This window comes from Exiguobacterium sp. PHA03, assembly GCF_041945985.1.
Classification (GTDB): domain Bacteria; phylum Bacillota; class Bacilli; order Exiguobacteriales; family Exiguobacteriaceae; genus Exiguobacterium_A.
The window spans coordinates 1,912,949-1,927,996 of sequence record NZ_JAUTYQ010000001.1 but is presented as its reverse complement, the minus strand read 5'-3'; the positions used below and the strand labels follow the sequence as shown (position 1 = coordinate 1,927,996).

At 50.0% G+C, this 15,048-nt stretch carries 16 protein-coding genes and 1 riboswitch; of the genes, 11 read left to right on the top strand and 5 right to left on the bottom strand.

The annotated features are described in order from the left end of the window. Positions 1–5: 5 nt before the first annotated feature. From Q7C19_RS10065 to Q7C19_RS10035, 7 genes are read left to right on the top strand one after another with little or no spacing between them, the layout of a single operon-like run. Positions 6–1,349 carry a nucleotide sugar dehydrogenase gene (locus Q7C19_RS10065; RefSeq protein WP_375092043.1) on the top strand — a complete coding sequence of 448 codons (1,344 nt, stop codon included), beginning with the start codon at positions 6–8 and terminating at the stop codon, positions 1,347–1,349. Next, positions 1,337–2,446, top strand: a complete 1,110-nt coding sequence (locus Q7C19_RS10060) for a glycosyltransferase family 4 protein (protein WP_375092042.1) — start codon at positions 1,337–1,339, stop codon at positions 2,444–2,446. The genes Q7C19_RS10065 and Q7C19_RS10060 overlap by 13 nt, the downstream gene beginning before the upstream one ends. Before the next feature lie 15 nt (positions 2,447–2,461). Further along, a complete protein-coding gene (locus Q7C19_RS10055) occupies positions 2,462–3,082 on the top strand; it encodes a sugar transferase (RefSeq protein WP_375092041.1) in 621 nt (206 codons plus the stop codon). Beyond that, a complete protein-coding gene (locus tag Q7C19_RS10050) occupies positions 3,063–4,133 on the top strand; it encodes a lipid II:glycine glycyltransferase FemX (protein ID WP_375092040.1) in 1,071 nt (356 codons plus the stop codon). The genes Q7C19_RS10055 and Q7C19_RS10050 overlap by 20 nt, the downstream gene beginning before the upstream one ends. Beyond that, positions 4,130–5,281, top strand: coding sequence for an aminotransferase class I/II-fold pyridoxal phosphate-dependent enzyme (locus Q7C19_RS10045; protein ID WP_375092039.1), 1,152 nt, complete (start codon positions 4,130–4,132; stop codon positions 5,279–5,281). The genes Q7C19_RS10050 and Q7C19_RS10045 overlap by 4 nt, the downstream gene beginning before the upstream one ends. Further along, positions 5,278–6,048, top strand: coding sequence for a hypothetical protein (locus tag Q7C19_RS10040; protein ID WP_375092038.1), 771 nt, complete (start codon positions 5,278–5,280; stop codon positions 6,046–6,048). Before Q7C19_RS10045 ends, Q7C19_RS10040 begins: the two co-directional genes overlap by 4 nt. 29 nt (positions 6,049–6,077) lie before the next feature. Then, complete coding sequence (locus tag Q7C19_RS10035) at positions 6,078–6,968, top strand: LCP family glycopolymer transferase (RefSeq protein WP_375092037.1); 891 nt, start codon at positions 6,078–6,080, stop codon at positions 6,966–6,968. 275 nt (positions 6,969–7,243) lie between these two features. Here the strand turns inward: Q7C19_RS10035 and Q7C19_RS10030 are convergent, their stop codons facing one another. Further along, entirely contained in the window at positions 7,244–7,849 is a 606-nt protein-coding gene (locus Q7C19_RS10030) for an AmiS/UreI family transporter (protein ID WP_290752698.1), read from the bottom strand. A 145-nt stretch (positions 7,850–7,994) separates the two neighbouring features. Further along, entirely contained in the window at positions 7,995–9,248 is a 1,254-nt protein-coding gene (locus tag Q7C19_RS10025; protein WP_290774658.1) for an SH3 domain-containing protein, read from the bottom strand. Between the two features lie 172 nt (positions 9,249–9,420). Between Q7C19_RS10025 and Q7C19_RS10020 the strand changes: the two genes are divergently transcribed. Further along, positions 9,421–10,332, top strand: coding sequence for a Gfo/Idh/MocA family protein (locus tag Q7C19_RS10020; protein ID WP_035410358.1), 912 nt, complete (start codon positions 9,421–9,423; stop codon positions 10,330–10,332). Positions 10,333–10,399: 67 nt separating this feature from the next. Here the strand turns inward: Q7C19_RS10020 and Q7C19_RS10015 are convergent, their stop codons facing one another. Together Q7C19_RS10015 and Q7C19_RS10010 are read right to left on the bottom strand one after the other, a co-directional pair. Then, entirely contained in the window at positions 10,400–11,020 is a 621-nt protein-coding gene (locus tag Q7C19_RS10015) for a hypothetical protein (protein ID WP_375092036.1), read from the bottom strand. Then, positions 11,017–11,706 carry a hypothetical protein gene (locus Q7C19_RS10010; RefSeq protein WP_375092035.1) on the bottom strand — a complete coding sequence of 230 codons (690 nt, stop codon included), beginning with the start codon at positions 11,704–11,706 and terminating at the stop codon, positions 11,017–11,019. Before Q7C19_RS10010 ends, Q7C19_RS10015 begins: the two co-directional genes overlap by 4 nt. 133 nt (positions 11,707–11,839) lie before the next feature. Between Q7C19_RS10010 and Q7C19_RS10005 the strand changes: the two genes are divergently transcribed. Then, complete coding sequence (locus Q7C19_RS10005) at positions 11,840–12,913, top strand: glycerate kinase (RefSeq protein ID WP_375092034.1); 1,074 nt, start codon at positions 11,840–11,842, stop codon at positions 12,911–12,913. Between the two features lie 63 nt (positions 12,914–12,976). After that, the gene (locus Q7C19_RS10000) at positions 12,977–13,546 is read left to right on the top strand and encodes a hypothetical protein (protein ID WP_290784492.1); all 570 of its coding nucleotides are present in this window, start codon (positions 12,977–12,979) and stop codon (positions 13,544–13,546) included. A 46-nt stretch (positions 13,547–13,592) separates the two neighbouring features. On the opposite strand, the gene Q7C19_RS09995 is transcribed toward Q7C19_RS10000, so the two are convergent. Further along, positions 13,593–14,072, bottom strand: coding sequence for a glutathione peroxidase (locus Q7C19_RS09995; protein WP_035410348.1), 480 nt, complete (start codon positions 14,070–14,072; stop codon positions 13,593–13,595). A 170-nt stretch (positions 14,073–14,242) separates the two neighbouring features. Between Q7C19_RS09995 and Q7C19_RS09990 the strand changes: the two genes are divergently transcribed. Continuing rightward, entirely contained in the window at positions 14,243–14,437 is a 195-nt protein-coding gene (locus Q7C19_RS09990; protein ID WP_023469379.1) for a hypothetical protein, read from the top strand. Between the two features lie 241 nt (positions 14,438–14,678). Beyond that, a riboswitch (cyclic di-AMP (ydaO/yuaA leader) is annotated at positions 14,679–14,832 on the top strand. Positions 14,833–15,048 lie beyond the last annotated feature (216 nt).

Genomic DNA, 15,048 nt, shown 5'->3' with positions numbered 1-15,048 from the left:
CCAACATGAACAAGGCAGTCAAACACATCGTAGATACGACAGCAGCCCATACTGGTGCACTTCCCATTGCCAACCGTTCGATTGCCGTCGTCGGACTCGGCTACGTCGGACTTCCCGTTGCCGTTGCGTTCGGTGAAAAGACGGGCGTGATCGGCTTTGACATCAAGGAACAACGAATCCAAGAACTTCAAGAAGGCATCGACGCGACACTCGAACTGAGTCCCTTCACGTTGAAGAACGCAACCGTCGATTATGTCTCAGATCCATCGGCACTGCAGGCGAGCGACTTCGTCATCATCGCCGTTCCGACCCCGATCAATGCACAGAACCAGCCGGACCTGACACCACTCTTACGGGCGTCGCACCTCGTGGGTCGCCAGCTCAATAAAGGCGACATCGTCGTCTACGAGTCGACCGTCTACCCTGGAGCTACGGAAGAAGATTGTATCCCGGTTCTTGAAGAAGCGTCCGGCTTATGCGCTGGTGTCGACTTCTTCGTCGGCTATTCACCGGAGCGAATCAACCCGGGTGACCATGAGCACACGTTTAAAACGATTAAAAAAATCGTCTCCGCCCAAGATGAACAGACACTCGATATCGTCGCGGAAGTTTATGAAGCCGTCGTCGAAGCCGGTGTCCACCGTGCCTCATCGATCAAGGTCGCGGAAGCAGCAAAAATCATCGAAAACACACAACGCGACCTCAACATCGCCTTGATGAACGAACTCGCAATCATCTTCGACCGGATGAACATCGATACGCTCGAAGTCCTCGAAGCAGCCGGTACGAAATGGAACTTCCTCCCGTTCCGTCCGGGTCTCGTCGGCGGTCACTGTATCGGTGTCGATCCGTTCTATCTGACGATGAAGGCGGAGTCACTTGGCTACCATCCGGAAGTCATCCTTGCCGGTCGCCGGATCAACGATACGATGGGGCGTTTCATCGCCACAGCGCTCGTTAAGAACTTGATCAAACAGAACATGCCGGTGCTCGGCGCCCGGGTCACCATTCTTGGATTATCGTTCAAAGAAAACGTCAGCGACATCCGCAACTCGAAAGTTGCGAACCTCGTTCATGAAATCGAAGAGTTCGGAATCGACGTCCAAGTGACGGACCGACTCGTCGAAAAGAGTGAGGCAAAACGTGAGTACGGGATCGACTTACTCGAGATGAGTGAACTCAAACCAGCCGACGTCGTCATCTTTGCCGTCTCACACGAAGAATACGTTGAAGGTGGTTGGAATCTGGCACAACACTTACTGAAGGTCGGTCGCGGCATCGTCGTCGACATCAAAGGCACGTTGCCACGAGCAGAACAACCGGAGGGGGTCCACGTATGGCGCCTCTAAAAATCCTTCAAGTCTGTGCTCTCGATACGACGGCAGAGACGATGTTGCAGCCGCTCTTACTCGCTTTGCAAAATGCGGGGCACGACGTCGGCATCGCCTGTGCCGACACGGGTGCCTCGGTGAAACTGGCAGCAAAGGGATTCCGGATGCATGACATTCCGATCGAGCGGCGAATCGACTGGACGAGTAACTGGCGGACGATCCGTGAAATCACGCGAATCTTGAAAGAGGATGGTTACGACGCCGTCCATGTCCACACACCAGTCGCCGCTGCCCTTGGACGAGTCGCCGCCAAACGTGCCGGGACGAAGCATATCGTCTATACGGCACACGGTTTTTACTTCCACGAGAAGATGGGGCGGATGACGTATCAGCTAACGTATTCAGTCGAAAAGTGGTTGGCACGTCTCGCGACCGATTATCTGCTCCTTCAAAGCGAGGAAGATTATCAACTCGCCCAGCGCAAACGCTTTAAAGCGAATACCCGGCTGATGCATCTCGGAAATGGAATCGACTTGACCCGCTTCTACCCACGACCACGTGAAGCCGGAGCGCCGTTTACGTTCTTATTCATCGGTCGGATCGTCGAAGAGAAAGGAATTCTCGAACTGCTCGATGCATTCGAGGATGTCGTCTATCGTCACCCGGAAGCCCGTCTCGTCATTGCCGGTGAGATGATGGCAAGCGAGCGCGATCAGACGACGAAACACTTATTCTTACGGCGGATCCGCGAGATTCCAAACGTCGACTACCTTGGATTCGTCGAAGACGTACCGGGTTTGTTCCAACAAGTCGATGCCTTCGTCTTACCGTCGCATCGTGAAGGCGTACCACGATCAATCATCGAAGCGATGGCGAGCGCAAAACCGGTCATCGCGACAAACATCCGCGGCTGTCGTGAGGAAGTCGTCGAGGGGAAGACAGGCTATCTCATCGAAGTCCGCGATATCACGAAGCTTGCCAACCGGATGAACACACTCGTCGAACATCCTGACCGTGCCAACGAGATGGGACGGAACGGATTTGACCGTGCCATGAAACATTTCAACGAAGCCGACGTCATCAAACGACAACTTGATCTCTTTTCAGCTATGTAAAAGGAGGACGTCATCATGAAACGCACATTCGACTTCACGGTTAGTCTTATCGCTATCTTGATCCTGATTCCCGTCTACGCCCTCGTCGCCTTAGTCATCTATACGAAGCTCGGTCGTCCGATTTTCTTCAATCAAGTCCGCCCAGGTTACAAGGGGGAGTTGTTCAAAATCTACAAATTCCGCACGATGACGAACGAAATGGATACTGAGGGAAAACTTCTCCCGGATGCAGACCGGATTCCCGCATCACTCGAGTGGATTCGTCGCTTAAGCCTTGATGAGATTCCGCAGTTCTTTAACATTCTTCGCGGACAGATGAGCTTCGTCGGGCCGCGTCCATTACTCGTCAGTTACTTGAACCACTATACGAAGGAGCAGATGACACGGCATGATGTCCTTCCTGGTCTGACGGGCTGGGCGCAGATTCATGGACGGAACGCGACGACGTGGCAACAACGACTCGAGCAAGATCAATGGTACGCAGCGAATCAGACATTCCGACTCGATCTCTACATTTTGATCAAGACGTTCAAAATGGTCATCTCGTCAGAAGGGAACTCGACGGCTCATCAGACTGGAATGGGTGAGTTCAAGGGTCTCGACGGAGGTGTTCCCCATGATGTCGTTAAGCGATGAACGGTTGATCCGGGATCCGCACGAATGGGATGCACTCGTTGCGACCTATCAGCTCGATTGTTACTACGAACATGCTTACTTCGAACTCGCGAAGGAACACGACGAGATTCCTGAGTTATTTTATTATCCGACGGAGTTTGGGACGTTGATCTATCCGTACTTGCGGCGACGGATTCCAGGCACACTCTTTGAAGATATCACGACACCTTACGGCTACGGTGGTCCTTCCTTCAAAGGCATCTGGTCACTCGATCAGATTCGCGAAGCGCGCGAGCGATTCGAACGCTATTGCAATGAGACGGGAATCGTCACAGAGACGGTTCGCTTCCATCCACTCTTGCACAATCAAGAACTGGGTCAATACTGGTGCCATCAAACGGAGATCCTGCAGCCGACCGTGACACTGGAACTAACGGACCCGTTCGAGATGATCGAAAGCGACTTTTCGCAAATGACGCGACGCAACATCCGGAAGGCGCGTCGCGAAGGCGTCACGATTCGTCTGGGACGCCCGGAAGAATACCGGGACTTCGCGCGTCTCTATCAGATGACGATGGACAAACATCAAGCCGATGCCCGGTATTACTTTAATCAGACCTACTTCGATCACTTCGCGGACGGACGAATCAAAAATGTCCTGTTGCTTGCTGAACATGACGGACGGATCATCGCCGGATGTATCGTCTTGACCGGTCGCCAGTTCGCGCATTATCACCTCGGTGCGTCTGATCCCGCATCCTTAGTCCTTCGACCCAACCATCTGTTATTCGCTGAGATGATTTGTTGGGCAAAACAAGCCGGTTTTCAAGCGCTTCATCTTGGTGGAGGCACGACACGATCGAATACGGATAGCTTGCTTGCCTACAAACGATCCTTTAGTGCGAATCAAACGTTTTTTGGACTCGGTACGTCGATTCTGGATGCCACGATCTATGAGCGTCTAACGCGACAATTCGAACGACAACATCCGGAAACTCAAATGGGTCACTGGTTCCCGCTCTACCGAACACCGATTCGTCATCTGTCATCTCGAAGGGAGGAAACATCATGAAACACATCCCACTCTCCATCCCGCATTTAAGTGGTCAAGAAGCCCGTTATGTCACCGAGGCACTCGAGACGAACTGGGTCGCCCCTCTTGGACCAAACGTCGATGCCTTTGAACGAGATATGCAAGCGTATACGGGTGCTGGTGCAACGCTTGCGACGAGCAGTGGAACAGCAGCGATTCATCTGGCGCTCGCGACACTTGGTGTCACGACGGGGGATGATGTCTTCTGTCAGTCCTTGACGTTCATTGCCTCGACGAATCCGATTCGGTATGTCGGAGCGCGACCTGTATTGATCGACTCGGAAGAAGAGACCTGGAACATGTCGCCCGTCGCACTCCGTCGGGCCTTGATCCAGGCGGCAACGCGTGATCGACTTCCGAAGGCTGTCATCGTCGTTCATCTGTACGGTGTCGCCGCGCAAATCGAGGAGATTGCTGCGATCTGTGAAGAGTACGATGTTCCGTTGATCGAGGATGCTGCAGAATCACTCGGGACTCGTGTCAACGGGCGGATGACCGGAACGTTCGGAACGTTCGGTATCTATTCGTTCAATGGCAACAAAATCATCACGACGTCAGGCGGCGGGATGCTCGTCGCAAATGATCCGGCTCTGATCGAACGTGCCTTTTATCTCGGAACACAAGCGCGACAGCAGGTCTTGCATTATGAGCATACGGAAGTCGGCTACAATTACCGAATGAGTAATGTCGCTGCTGGGATCGGACGGGGACAGCTTGAGGTTCTCGATCAACGCGTCGATGCACGGCGGAAAATTTTTGATCGCTACGACCGTGCCTTTGCCCCGGACGGCGTCACGTCGCAAGTCGAGCAGCCTGGAACGTTCGCCAACCGCTGGCTCAGTGCCTTTCTTTTACCGGGTGGTCAAGCGCAACGCGATGCGATGATTCAGACACTGCAACAAGCGAATGCCGAGTCTCGCCCGGTCTGGAAACCGATGCACTTACAACCCGTCTATCGCGACGTACCATTCGTCACAGCAGAAGGGGTTGACGTCAGCCGTCGCTTATTTGAAGACGGTATCTGCCTTCCGTCTGCTTCACAAATGACGTTCACTGAACAAGCCGTCGTCATCCGAAACGTTCGTCATGCTTTACAGACGACCGTACGCAGGAACGTCCAGTCATGAATATATGGGAAGGGGACATCGTCATGCGCGATATGGAGGAAGCGATCCAAGCACTCCGTCTCGCTGCGAACGGGAAGAATGAATTGACGGCCAATACCTATTTCCGCTGGCAACTCCACACCACTCATCCAAGCGTCGCGGAAATCCTGATGCTGTTTGGATCGTGGCAAATCGCCTTGGAACGAGCAGGCATCGGGCATGCCCGCTTGACGTTCAAGAAATCGGAAATCATTGACGCCTTGCGTCAGGCACGGGAGGAACTCCATCCTTTCACGAGTGCGACGTACCGCGAATGGGCACAACAGAAACAAGCACCAAGCCTGACGGATATCGTCCATCAATTCAACTCGTGGCAGCAGGCATTGTCAGAAGCGGATATCTTAAAGGAACGCGTCCAGGAAATGGAACAACGGATCATCGAGTCATTACTGGAAGCGCAAGGGGTCTTGCCGGTCTTGACGAGTCAGACCTACACGAAGTGGGCGGCTGGTCAAAATCGTCCGACTGTCGCAACGATTGCCCGCCGGTACGGCTCTTGGTCAAACGCACTTGAAATCATTGGGATCGAATTCCCGCGGAAACGCTGGCGGGAAGAAGAAGTGCTCGACGTACTTGCTGAAGCCGCACAAGAGACGGAGCATCTGACGATCGCAAGTTATCAACGGTTCAGTATCGGACGTGATGCGCCAAGCATCGGAGTCATCACTGCCTTGTTCGGTAGCTGGCGCAATGCTTTACTGGTACTCGAAGCACAACGACCGTCCTGAATTGAAATTGAAGAAAAGGAGAATGGGTGATGAAGAAATGGAAATGGATCGTACTGACACTTACGGGGATTTGCCTGCTCCTTCTCTTTAGTTCAGGCGGATATGTGTATCATAAAGCGAGTCAGACGCTCAAAGAAGTTCAGGTACCGGTCAAAGCAAGCGTTGAGACGGAAAAAGCCGTTGAGCAGAAAAAAGGACTCTCGTTTCTCTTACTCGGCGTCGATCAACGAAAAAATGAGACAGGACGGAGTGATACGATCATCGTCGTGACGATTGATCCGAAAACGAATACCAGTCAGATGATCAGCATCCCGCGCGACTTAAAGACAGACATCATCGGCAATGGTTCGAATGATAAAATCAACCATGCCTATGCCTTCGGTGGTTCACAGATGGCGCTTGATACGGTCAGTCATCTGTTAAAGATTCGAATCGACTATTTCGCTGAGATCAATCTAGCGGGCTTTACGGATCTCGTCAATGCGGTGGATGGGGTCAGAGTCAAGAACGATATCAATTTTTCGTACTATGAGATGCAGTTCCCAAAAGGAGAACTATCATTGAACGGGAAGGAAGCACTCGCCTATGCCCGTATGCGGCACGATGATCCACGTGGGGACTTCGGACGACAAATCCGCCAACGGCAAGTCGTTCAGGCAGTTGCCGATAAAATGACAGAAGACTTCTCGATTCGTCGTTTCAACGCTATCCTCGATGCCCTCGGGAAAAACGTCAAGACGAACGTACCATTTTCCGTTGCCCGGACGGTCGCGACGGACTACCGGGATGCCTTACGTAACGTCAAGACCTTGTCGCTTGACGGATCAGGAGGCATCGAATCGGACGGCATCTATTACTGGCATCCGACGGATAAGTCGTTAAAAGAAGTTCAAGCTCAACTGCAGGAAGCGCTCAAATGATTGGAATGGAGAGGAAATTGCGATATCAGGACTGATTGATAACGAAACGAACGCTACTCTCATCCGCGCTTTCCTCAGGCGGGAAATCAGCCGCGGCAACCAACATTTCATGCTGTTTGCCAGGTCTGATTCATCCCTGACGAAAGTACTAATGGCACTTTCTTTTCCTGTAGGAGTCGCGGATGAACGATAGCGTTCTCCATCAATCAAAAAAGATGTCCATCTCCGATTCATAACCGGAAATAGACATCTTTTTTGATGAATCGATTAGCATGTCACGACGAGCGGATCGTCCGAAGCATCGAGAATTTCATCATCGTATAGAGGAAATAGACAACAGTCAGAACGGCAGCCCCACTCCATAACCATTGATATGCGGAACTAAAGTAGCCGAATCGAAGACCGATCAATGCCGGTACGATCAACGTCAACCAGCTTAATACGAGGGCGACGCGGGCAGTAATCGCGTCAATCGGACGATTCATTCCCATCCCGAGGAAAAACAGGCTCCAGAGCAATACCCAGAACAACCATGTCACCCCGCCGATGATGTCTGCTGTCGTGAAGCTGACAAATGCATAAAATAAAGCGGCGATCGCAACGAACAAGGAAAACCAACCGACACCGCTTCCGTCGAGGTTAAATAAGAACGTGATCCCGACATAAACATACGTAAAGGCAAACAAATAAATACTCGCGTACCCGAACGTCAACGCTGGATCACCTGCAGCACCGATGACGAGATACGTTGCGATGAACGTTTGCAGTAGACCCGTGATGAGACTGAAGACACCAGCGCTACGGAGATCGACTTTTCCGAACAAGGTCAAACTATTTAAAAAGAGCGCAACGCCCCCAAATAATAAACTGACATTTCCCACGTAAAAACTCTCCTTCATTAAGACGTCAGACGTCTGATTCTAATTTCAACTCTAAGATGAATTCGTTTTCAGCGCAAGTATAATTTGAAGGAAAAAGAAAACAGTCTGGCTCCCGAAACGGAAAACCAGACTGTTGATGAGTCGATTATTGATTTAAGACGGAGCGAAGTGTCGTCTCGGTTTGGGACAACGTTCCTTTCAGTGTGACGAGACCATATCGTGTCGATCCTTTTTTGATGAAGAAGACACGTGTGTAACCAGATTCCGGTGTGTAACCAGTCTTGCTCGCATAAACACGTGTATCTCCTGGAAGCGACGTATTCGTATGATACCACGTCAATGTCCGTGCATACGGTCCTTTAACGGTCGTCTGATACGACTTGCGTCCACTGATCGTCATGAGCGTGCTGTACTTCGCATATGTATTCGCGAGTTTTTGCATATCAGCAGCTGTCGTGTAATGACTTGGATGATAGAAGCCGTGTGGGTTCATGAAATGGCTCGCACTCATCCCGATTGAACGGGCGCGGTTATTCATGTACGAGACGAACTTCGATTCAGAACCTGCTGTCCGGACGGCGATCGCTTTTGCTGCATCGTTGCCAGAGCGGATCAGCATCCCGTTCAAGAGTTGGCGCATCGTCACTTTGTCGCCAACACGGAAACCCGCTACGCTACTGCCAGCAGGGACAGATAACATCGCAGACGTCAGGGTGAACGTTTGATCGAGTGTGCCTTTACGCGCTGCTTCGTCATAAGCGACGATCCCCGTCAATAGTTTCGTTGTACTCGCTGGGTAACGGCGAACGAAACTTTCTTTCGTCAATTGATAACTTGACGATCCAAGCTTAAAATACCGCATCGACGCAACAGGATAACTACCACTCGATGGTTTTGGACTGCTCGTCGTCACTTTTCTAGCGACTTGGTTCGACACATAGTAGTAATTGGTCGTACCTTTGACCTTATACCAACCGTTCGAATACGAAACCGCATTGAACTTCGAGTTGTAAGGTGCGAGTCGCTTGATATTCTTTGACGATGCCGTGCTTGGGGATGTTCGGACGTTCGCTCCAGCTTTCGAGTAGACGACGATTTTGTACGTCTTCACTGAGCTACTTGATACTTTTTGAGCGACCTGGTTCGATAGATAACGATATGTACCTCCGTCCTTGATCTTGTACCAGCCATTCGTATACGAGACGGCTGTGAATTTTGCCTTGTACGCAGCACGTCTTACAATCGTTGCGGACGAGGCGGTACTCGGCTTCGAGCGGATGTTCGCTCCAATCGTCGAAGTGACGACGACTTGGTAACTGGCTGCCTGAGCCGGAATGGCGGGAAGACACAAAGCGAACAATAATAAGAGCGTAAGACTAGTACGGAGCAAGCGCTTCATAAAAACTCATTCCCTCCTTGTTCAAATATGGTTTTATCATAAAACAAAAAAAGGAAATTCACTTCTTTTCAAAAAAAGGAATTTGATGCCTGTAAAGGGCTGTTTCTCATCTTTTCGTGTCAATTAACGTATCATAGGGAATATAAGCAACAGTGGAAAAGGAGGAGTTCATATGAAATTAGCCGTCATTGGCTTAGGGGATATCGCTCAAAAAGCCTATTTACCGGTCTATGCTGAACGATCTGATATCGAGGTATATTTGATTTCACGAGATGAAGAGAAAGCAAAACGATTGCAAGCAGACTATCGCTTTGCGGGGACATACGCGACGTTTACTGATGCTGTACAGGAAGGAATCGACGCGGTCATGATCCATTCAGCGACCGTCGTCCATGCCGAGCAAGCGCGACAAGCGCTAGAAGCAGGAATCGCCGTCTACGTTGATAAACCAGTCTCGATGGAAATTGAAGAAATTCGTGAACTGACTCGTCTATCGGAAGAGAAGCAGTTACCGTTCATCACGGGATTCAATCGTCGCTTTGCGTCAGCACACCAGCGCTTACTTGAAGTGAACGATCCGAATCTCGTCCTCATGCAAAAGAATCGGACGTCGTTCATCGAAGACGCCAAGCCATTTCTGTTCGATGATTTCATCCATGTCGCGGACACGCTTCGCTTTTTGACGGGACGTGGTGAGATTGAAGACTTACACGTCAAGAGTAAGCAAGACGAAAGCGGGCTACATCACGTGACGATTCAATTCGTCTCAAACGGCATCACGGCAATCGGTGTCATGAACCGCGATAACGGTATGACGGAAGAACGCGTCGAAGTGATGGGACCGGAAGAAAAACGGGTCGCAACCGACGTGACGACACTCGATCAATTGACGAAGCAAGGGACGCTCCGGTATCCGCTCGATAACTGGGAAGCGACGTTAAAGCGACGCGGGTTCGTCGATATGTTAGACGCGTTCCTTCGGACGATCAAAGGGGAACATTCCGAATCGGTCGTAGCGTCTGATAGCCTCGCGACACATGAATTATGCCAACAGGTGTATGAACACGTTCAAGCTGCGCGCTGAGTAGGAATCGTCAAAAATGCCGCTTCACTCGAGGAGATTCTCTCAGAGTGGAGCGGCATTTTAGCATTTACTTCTTTGATAGTTGTTTGAGTTGATAAATCCGCTTACCGCTCGGTCCTTCGAACGTCACACGAAGTGTCGAGCGGGCGAAGCGGTAACTGACTTGTCCTTCGGATAAGTTGATACGAGCAGATAAATCCGGTTCAAAACGAATGATCTCTTCGTCGTTTCGCAGTGCGTCCGGGAGACCGAACTGCTCAAAGCGAATCATCGCGATGAATGTGTCCTGCTCGTCAAAAGACACATGAATACGTCCGGTTCCGTCGAACGGCTCGTCTTCGAGTATACTTCGTTCGACTTCATACGTACCTTCGAACTGTTTGACTTGCTGCAACATCTCTTTTGCACTGAGGGCAATGGCTTCTGCCCTTTTTCGAACAGGATGATCCGTTGTGAGTTGAAGACGTTCGATTGCTTCCGCTGTTTTTAAGACATCACGCAGTTGATAACCAGCAAGCTGTCGTTCAAGCTGAACCATCAGCCGAGCAGCCGGTTCATCGATATCTTGTTCCGATCGTTCAACGGCACGGGTGTAGGTTTGCTGCTCGAGCTGTTCTTGAATCCTAGATGTTTCTGGCGAACACGCCATCAAAAGACAAAGAGGCAGACAAAGGAGCACTCGTTTCATGAAGTCACCTCCGTTCGATTGACATCAATGATTTGAAGATGATCCGTATGTACTTTCAGACGATAATGGACGCGGTACGTCACAGGCTCTGAACCGTTTGCTGTCGCAATTTGGTACGTTTCTTGTGTACGTAAATGATACGTAACTCCCTTTGACGTGAATTTTTGGAATGTCACGGCGAGAACACTTGGAGCGACAGGGGCATCAACGGCATTCGTTATACGATGGAGATGCTTGAACTCTGATTCAAAGACGTTCAAAGTCGTGAACTGGATCGCAGAAAACGTCTCGATGGAATCGTATTTCTTCGAGAATGTCGCAAGCTCCGGAATCGTCCGAGTATATTGACGGACGAAGCGAAGGACATCATAGGACGTTGGAGGACGGTCTTTCGAGTACGTTTGATTGTACGCTGTTTGTTCATCGGACCATTCCGAAAGCGCGAGTGCTTCGACGCTGGGTGTCTGACCCGCTTCAGGGGAAACGGGATCTTGTAGCGAATACCACAGGAAACCGGCTCCTCCGACGAGAAAGAGCAAAAGGCAGGTACTGATGAGCCAAGTCCGTGAAGTGGACGAAGTGGGTGGTTCGGCGAGTTGTTCTTTCTTGATAACAGGATGTTGGCAATGCGAACAAGTCGTATCGTGTTGACGAAGTGGTGTTCCACATAACGAACAGCGTTCCATGGGATAAGACCTCCTGTGTATGTAAAATGAAATGTCAGATAAGGTAATGGTAATTTGAAATTAGTATCATCGTAACATTAATTGGAAACGCAATCAAAACTTGATATGAGATTTTTGAAGGGAGAGCTTACAGATGGCACGTCACTTGATTTTAATGGATGCGTTCAAAGGTAGTATTTCTTCGAAGGAGGCAGCAGAAGCCGTCGCTTCTGGAATACTGGCACATGAACTAACTGCGATCATCGATTCCTCACCTGTCGCGGACGGTGGGGAAGGAACGATTGAAGTCTATCTCGCGCTTGGATATGAGGAAAAGACGGCCGTGACGATTGATCTAGCAGGTCGTCCGTGTGAAGTACAGTATGCCGTAAAAGATTCAGACGCCGTCATCGAAGTCGCGCGTATTTGTGGACTGCCGATGCGACAAAGCGGAGATGATCCTGTTCGAGTGAATACGCGTGGTGTCGGGCGTTTGATGGAACAGTTACGCGATCAAGGAATAACACGTATCCGACTGGCGTTAGGGGGGACAGGTACGACGGATGGGGGACTTGGATTACTCGCGGAAGTCGGTTGTCGTCTTCAAGATGCCTCGGGTAAGCCGATTTTGTTCCATACGAATCCATTACTTGAGACGCAGACCATTCATTGTTCAACGTATCCGGTTCAGCTGGAAGCCCTCGTAGATGTGACAGCTCCCTATCATGGTCTAGATGGTCCGGCTTATCTGTTTGGTCCACAAAAAGGGCTACTTGCGGATGACATCACAAAACTCGATCAACGACTCGAACAGATCGGAAAGTTACTTGGATTAGAGGGCGTCAAAGGAGCAGGGGCAGCCGGCGGACTCGGTGGAGCCGTGTATGCGCTTGGTGGACGGATCGTTCCGGGCGCATCGACGATCTTGCAACACCTTCGTGTAGCAGAGCGGATGCAACAAGCGGATTATGTCTGGACAGGGGAAGGACGGGTCGACCGTCAAAGCCAAATCGGTAAGTTGCCAGGTGAGGTCACGCGGATGGCGAGAACAGCTGGCGTTCCTTGTCTGATCCTTGCAGGAATCGTCGAAGAAAACATCCCGCAGGCACTTGATTGTCGATCGATTCATGTCGATCAGCCGATCACACTCGACCCGGAACAGACGAAAACGCGCCTACAGGAGCAAACACGTAAATGGCTCGAGGAACTTTCACTGAAACAGGGATGAAGTCGGAAAAGTTTGGGTAAATAACTGTATATTGCCATACTTTTAGAGAAAGTAGGTCATCCTATGATCAATCAATCGATCCAATTATCGTTTCGCCAAGTCCGAGCGCTTGTCGAACATACTTTGCTGTTATTCAAAGAGCTCGATCAACAATTAGCGAACCGTGGATACGAACCAGTCCTACCGGATGTCGTCCAAACGGAACATGGTTTGAGCATCCATCAGACGAAAGAGAGTGCTGAGTCACTCGTTCCACATTTCCTAACGCGGACGTATGTCCGACAACAGGAAAAAACGAACCAACATGGATTACTGATCTCTGTTCAATATACGCATCCTCTCCATGAACGATTCGATCCCGTCGTCCTCGTCGGCGATGTGACGTTCAAGCAGGTGAAGCATGCCCACAAAATCTTGAGTGAGAAACCGTGGCTCCTAAAGTATGCTGCCTTTGAATCGACGATTGCGCAAGAGTTCGTCGCCGATGGTACACGATACACGACGCAACCGATTGAAGAAATCGAAGAGCTGATCGTCTGGGGGCATCCGTTCACGGAAATGCGCGATATCGATGATGTCAAACGATTGGCGGAAGAGATGATCAGTCGTCACCTTGAGCCGGGGACAACATAAAAATAAGCTTCCGTTCCTTCAAGGGAGAAGGAGGGAAGCTTACCTTTTAGACTTGAACGAGCAATCGTTCGATCGCTGCCGTCAAATCCGTTGGATTCGTTTTTGGAGAGAACCGCGTCACTTCTCCATCACGAGTCACGAGGAATTTCGTGAAATTCCACTCGATGTCTGTTGTACCGTCCGTCGTCGGTGCTTGTGCTTTCAGTTCTTCGAATAACGGATGTGCTTGCTCACCGTTGACATCGATTTTTGAGAAAACGGGGAACGTCACGCCGTAGTTGACTTGGCAGAACGACTGAATCTCCTCGTCCGTTCCGGGGTCTTGGTTCGCGAACTGATTACATGGGAAACCAAGTACGGTCAATCCTTGCGAACGATAGTCTTGATGCAATTGTTCCAGTCCTTCGAACTGTGGCGTCAAGCCGCATTTACTGGCTGTATTAACGATCAGCCATGCTTGAGCTGGGTAGTCACTTAAGGATGCCGACGTTCCGTCGACGCGTTGAAATGAATGATCTTGTAACATATCAATTCCCCCTTTTTAAGTACTTCTCTAGTGTAACAAATCCGTTTTCCTGTCGTCTGCTATCATTACTTGCGTGATGACAGAAACATCACAATCAAGTATCAACGACGCATTTGATGTCAATCTTTGTTACGATGAAAAGGAATATGGAAGGAAAGGAGAGATGCCACATGAGAAAAATGTTGAAACAATCGCGGTTCGTCATGATCGCGACGCTTTGTCTCGTCCTCGTCGGAAGTTGTATTACCTTACTGACGCTTGGATTCGAACGCGATATTGTGATTCTTGTTTCTGGAGTGGTTGCCCTATGGGTGACGATGCTAGCTCCTTTGACGGTCCATGCCAAAATGAATCAGCAATCATAATTCTGATTTGCTTATGAAACCGCAGAGCGATTCGATCTAAAAAGGAGCTCCTCCATTTTAGATGAAAGAATCGATTTCTGTGGTTTTTTTTCTTCTATAGCATAGAGTCAAAAAACACTATTTTTCGAAAGTAAGTCATTAAAAAATCAGACTATTTTTTTTTCATTTTTTCTATTTACATCCTTAAAAAATCGGAGTAATATCCATCTCATCAACGAACACTAACATGTTAATGCTTCGATCTCAAAGTACGCCGAATTCATGATTGAAGCGGGGGACCCAATCGTCACGACACGTGACACGGGGTGAATCCTTTCCGAACGGGAAAGGTAGGGCGAAATCCTAGGTATGCCCGAATCCGACAGCTAACCTCGCAGGCGTTTTTAGGAGGGAACGACTCTTTTTCAGTATGCCAAGTTATAAAGGCGATGCTGGGGCCGTTTTTCGCCTCACATCGTCTTTTTGTCGTGCTTAATTGTAAAAATATTGAATAATATGGGAGGTAATTTCATAATGGGAGAACTATGGAGTATCGTACTGCTCGTCTTCTTCTTCGGTACGACGTTCGGAATGATTCGACTGATCGAACGTGTCCAGTGGAGAGCAGGTGA

Coding starts and splice junctions, on each gene's coding strand:
- Q7C19_RS10065 (WP_375092043.1), top strand. CDS start 6: ATGAACAAGGCAGTCAAACACATCGTAGATACGACAGCAGCCCATACT.
- Q7C19_RS10060 (WP_375092042.1), top strand. CDS start 1,337: ATGGCGCCTCTAAAAATCCTTCAAGTCTGTGCTCTCGATACGACGGCA.
- Q7C19_RS10055 (WP_375092041.1), top strand. CDS start 2,462: ATGAAACGCACATTCGACTTCACGGTTAGTCTTATCGCTATCTTGATC.
- Q7C19_RS10050 (WP_375092040.1), top strand. CDS start 3,063: ATGATGTCGTTAAGCGATGAACGGTTGATCCGGGATCCGCACGAATGG.
- Q7C19_RS10045 (WP_375092039.1), top strand. CDS start 4,130: ATGAAACACATCCCACTCTCCATCCCGCATTTAAGTGGTCAAGAAGCC.
- Q7C19_RS10040 (WP_375092038.1), top strand. CDS start 5,278: ATGAATATATGGGAAGGGGACATCGTCATGCGCGATATGGAGGAAGCG.
- Q7C19_RS10035 (WP_375092037.1), top strand. CDS start 6,078: ATGAAGAAATGGAAATGGATCGTACTGACACTTACGGGGATTTGCCTG.
- Q7C19_RS10025 (WP_290774658.1), bottom strand. CDS start 9,248: ATGAAGCGCTTGCTCCGTACTAGTCTTACGCTCTTATTATTGTTCGCT.
- Q7C19_RS10020 (WP_035410358.1), top strand. CDS start 9,421: ATGAAATTAGCCGTCATTGGCTTAGGGGATATCGCTCAAAAAGCCTAT.
- Q7C19_RS10015 (WP_375092036.1), bottom strand. CDS start 11,020: ATGAAACGAGTGCTCCTTTGTCTGCCTCTTTGTCTTTTGATGGCGTGT.
- Q7C19_RS10010 (WP_375092035.1), bottom strand. CDS start 11,706: ATGGAACGCTGTTCGTTATGTGGAACACCACTTCGTCAACACGATACG.
- Q7C19_RS10005 (WP_375092034.1), top strand. CDS start 11,840: ATGGCACGTCACTTGATTTTAATGGATGCGTTCAAAGGTAGTATTTCT.
- Q7C19_RS10000 (WP_290784492.1), top strand. CDS start 12,977: ATGATCAATCAATCGATCCAATTATCGTTTCGCCAAGTCCGAGCGCTT.
- Q7C19_RS09995 (WP_035410348.1), bottom strand. CDS start 14,072: ATGTTACAAGATCATTCATTTCAACGCGTCGACGGAACGTCGGCATCC.
- Q7C19_RS09990 (WP_023469379.1), top strand. CDS start 14,243: ATGAGAAAAATGTTGAAACAATCGCGGTTCGTCATGATCGCGACGCTT.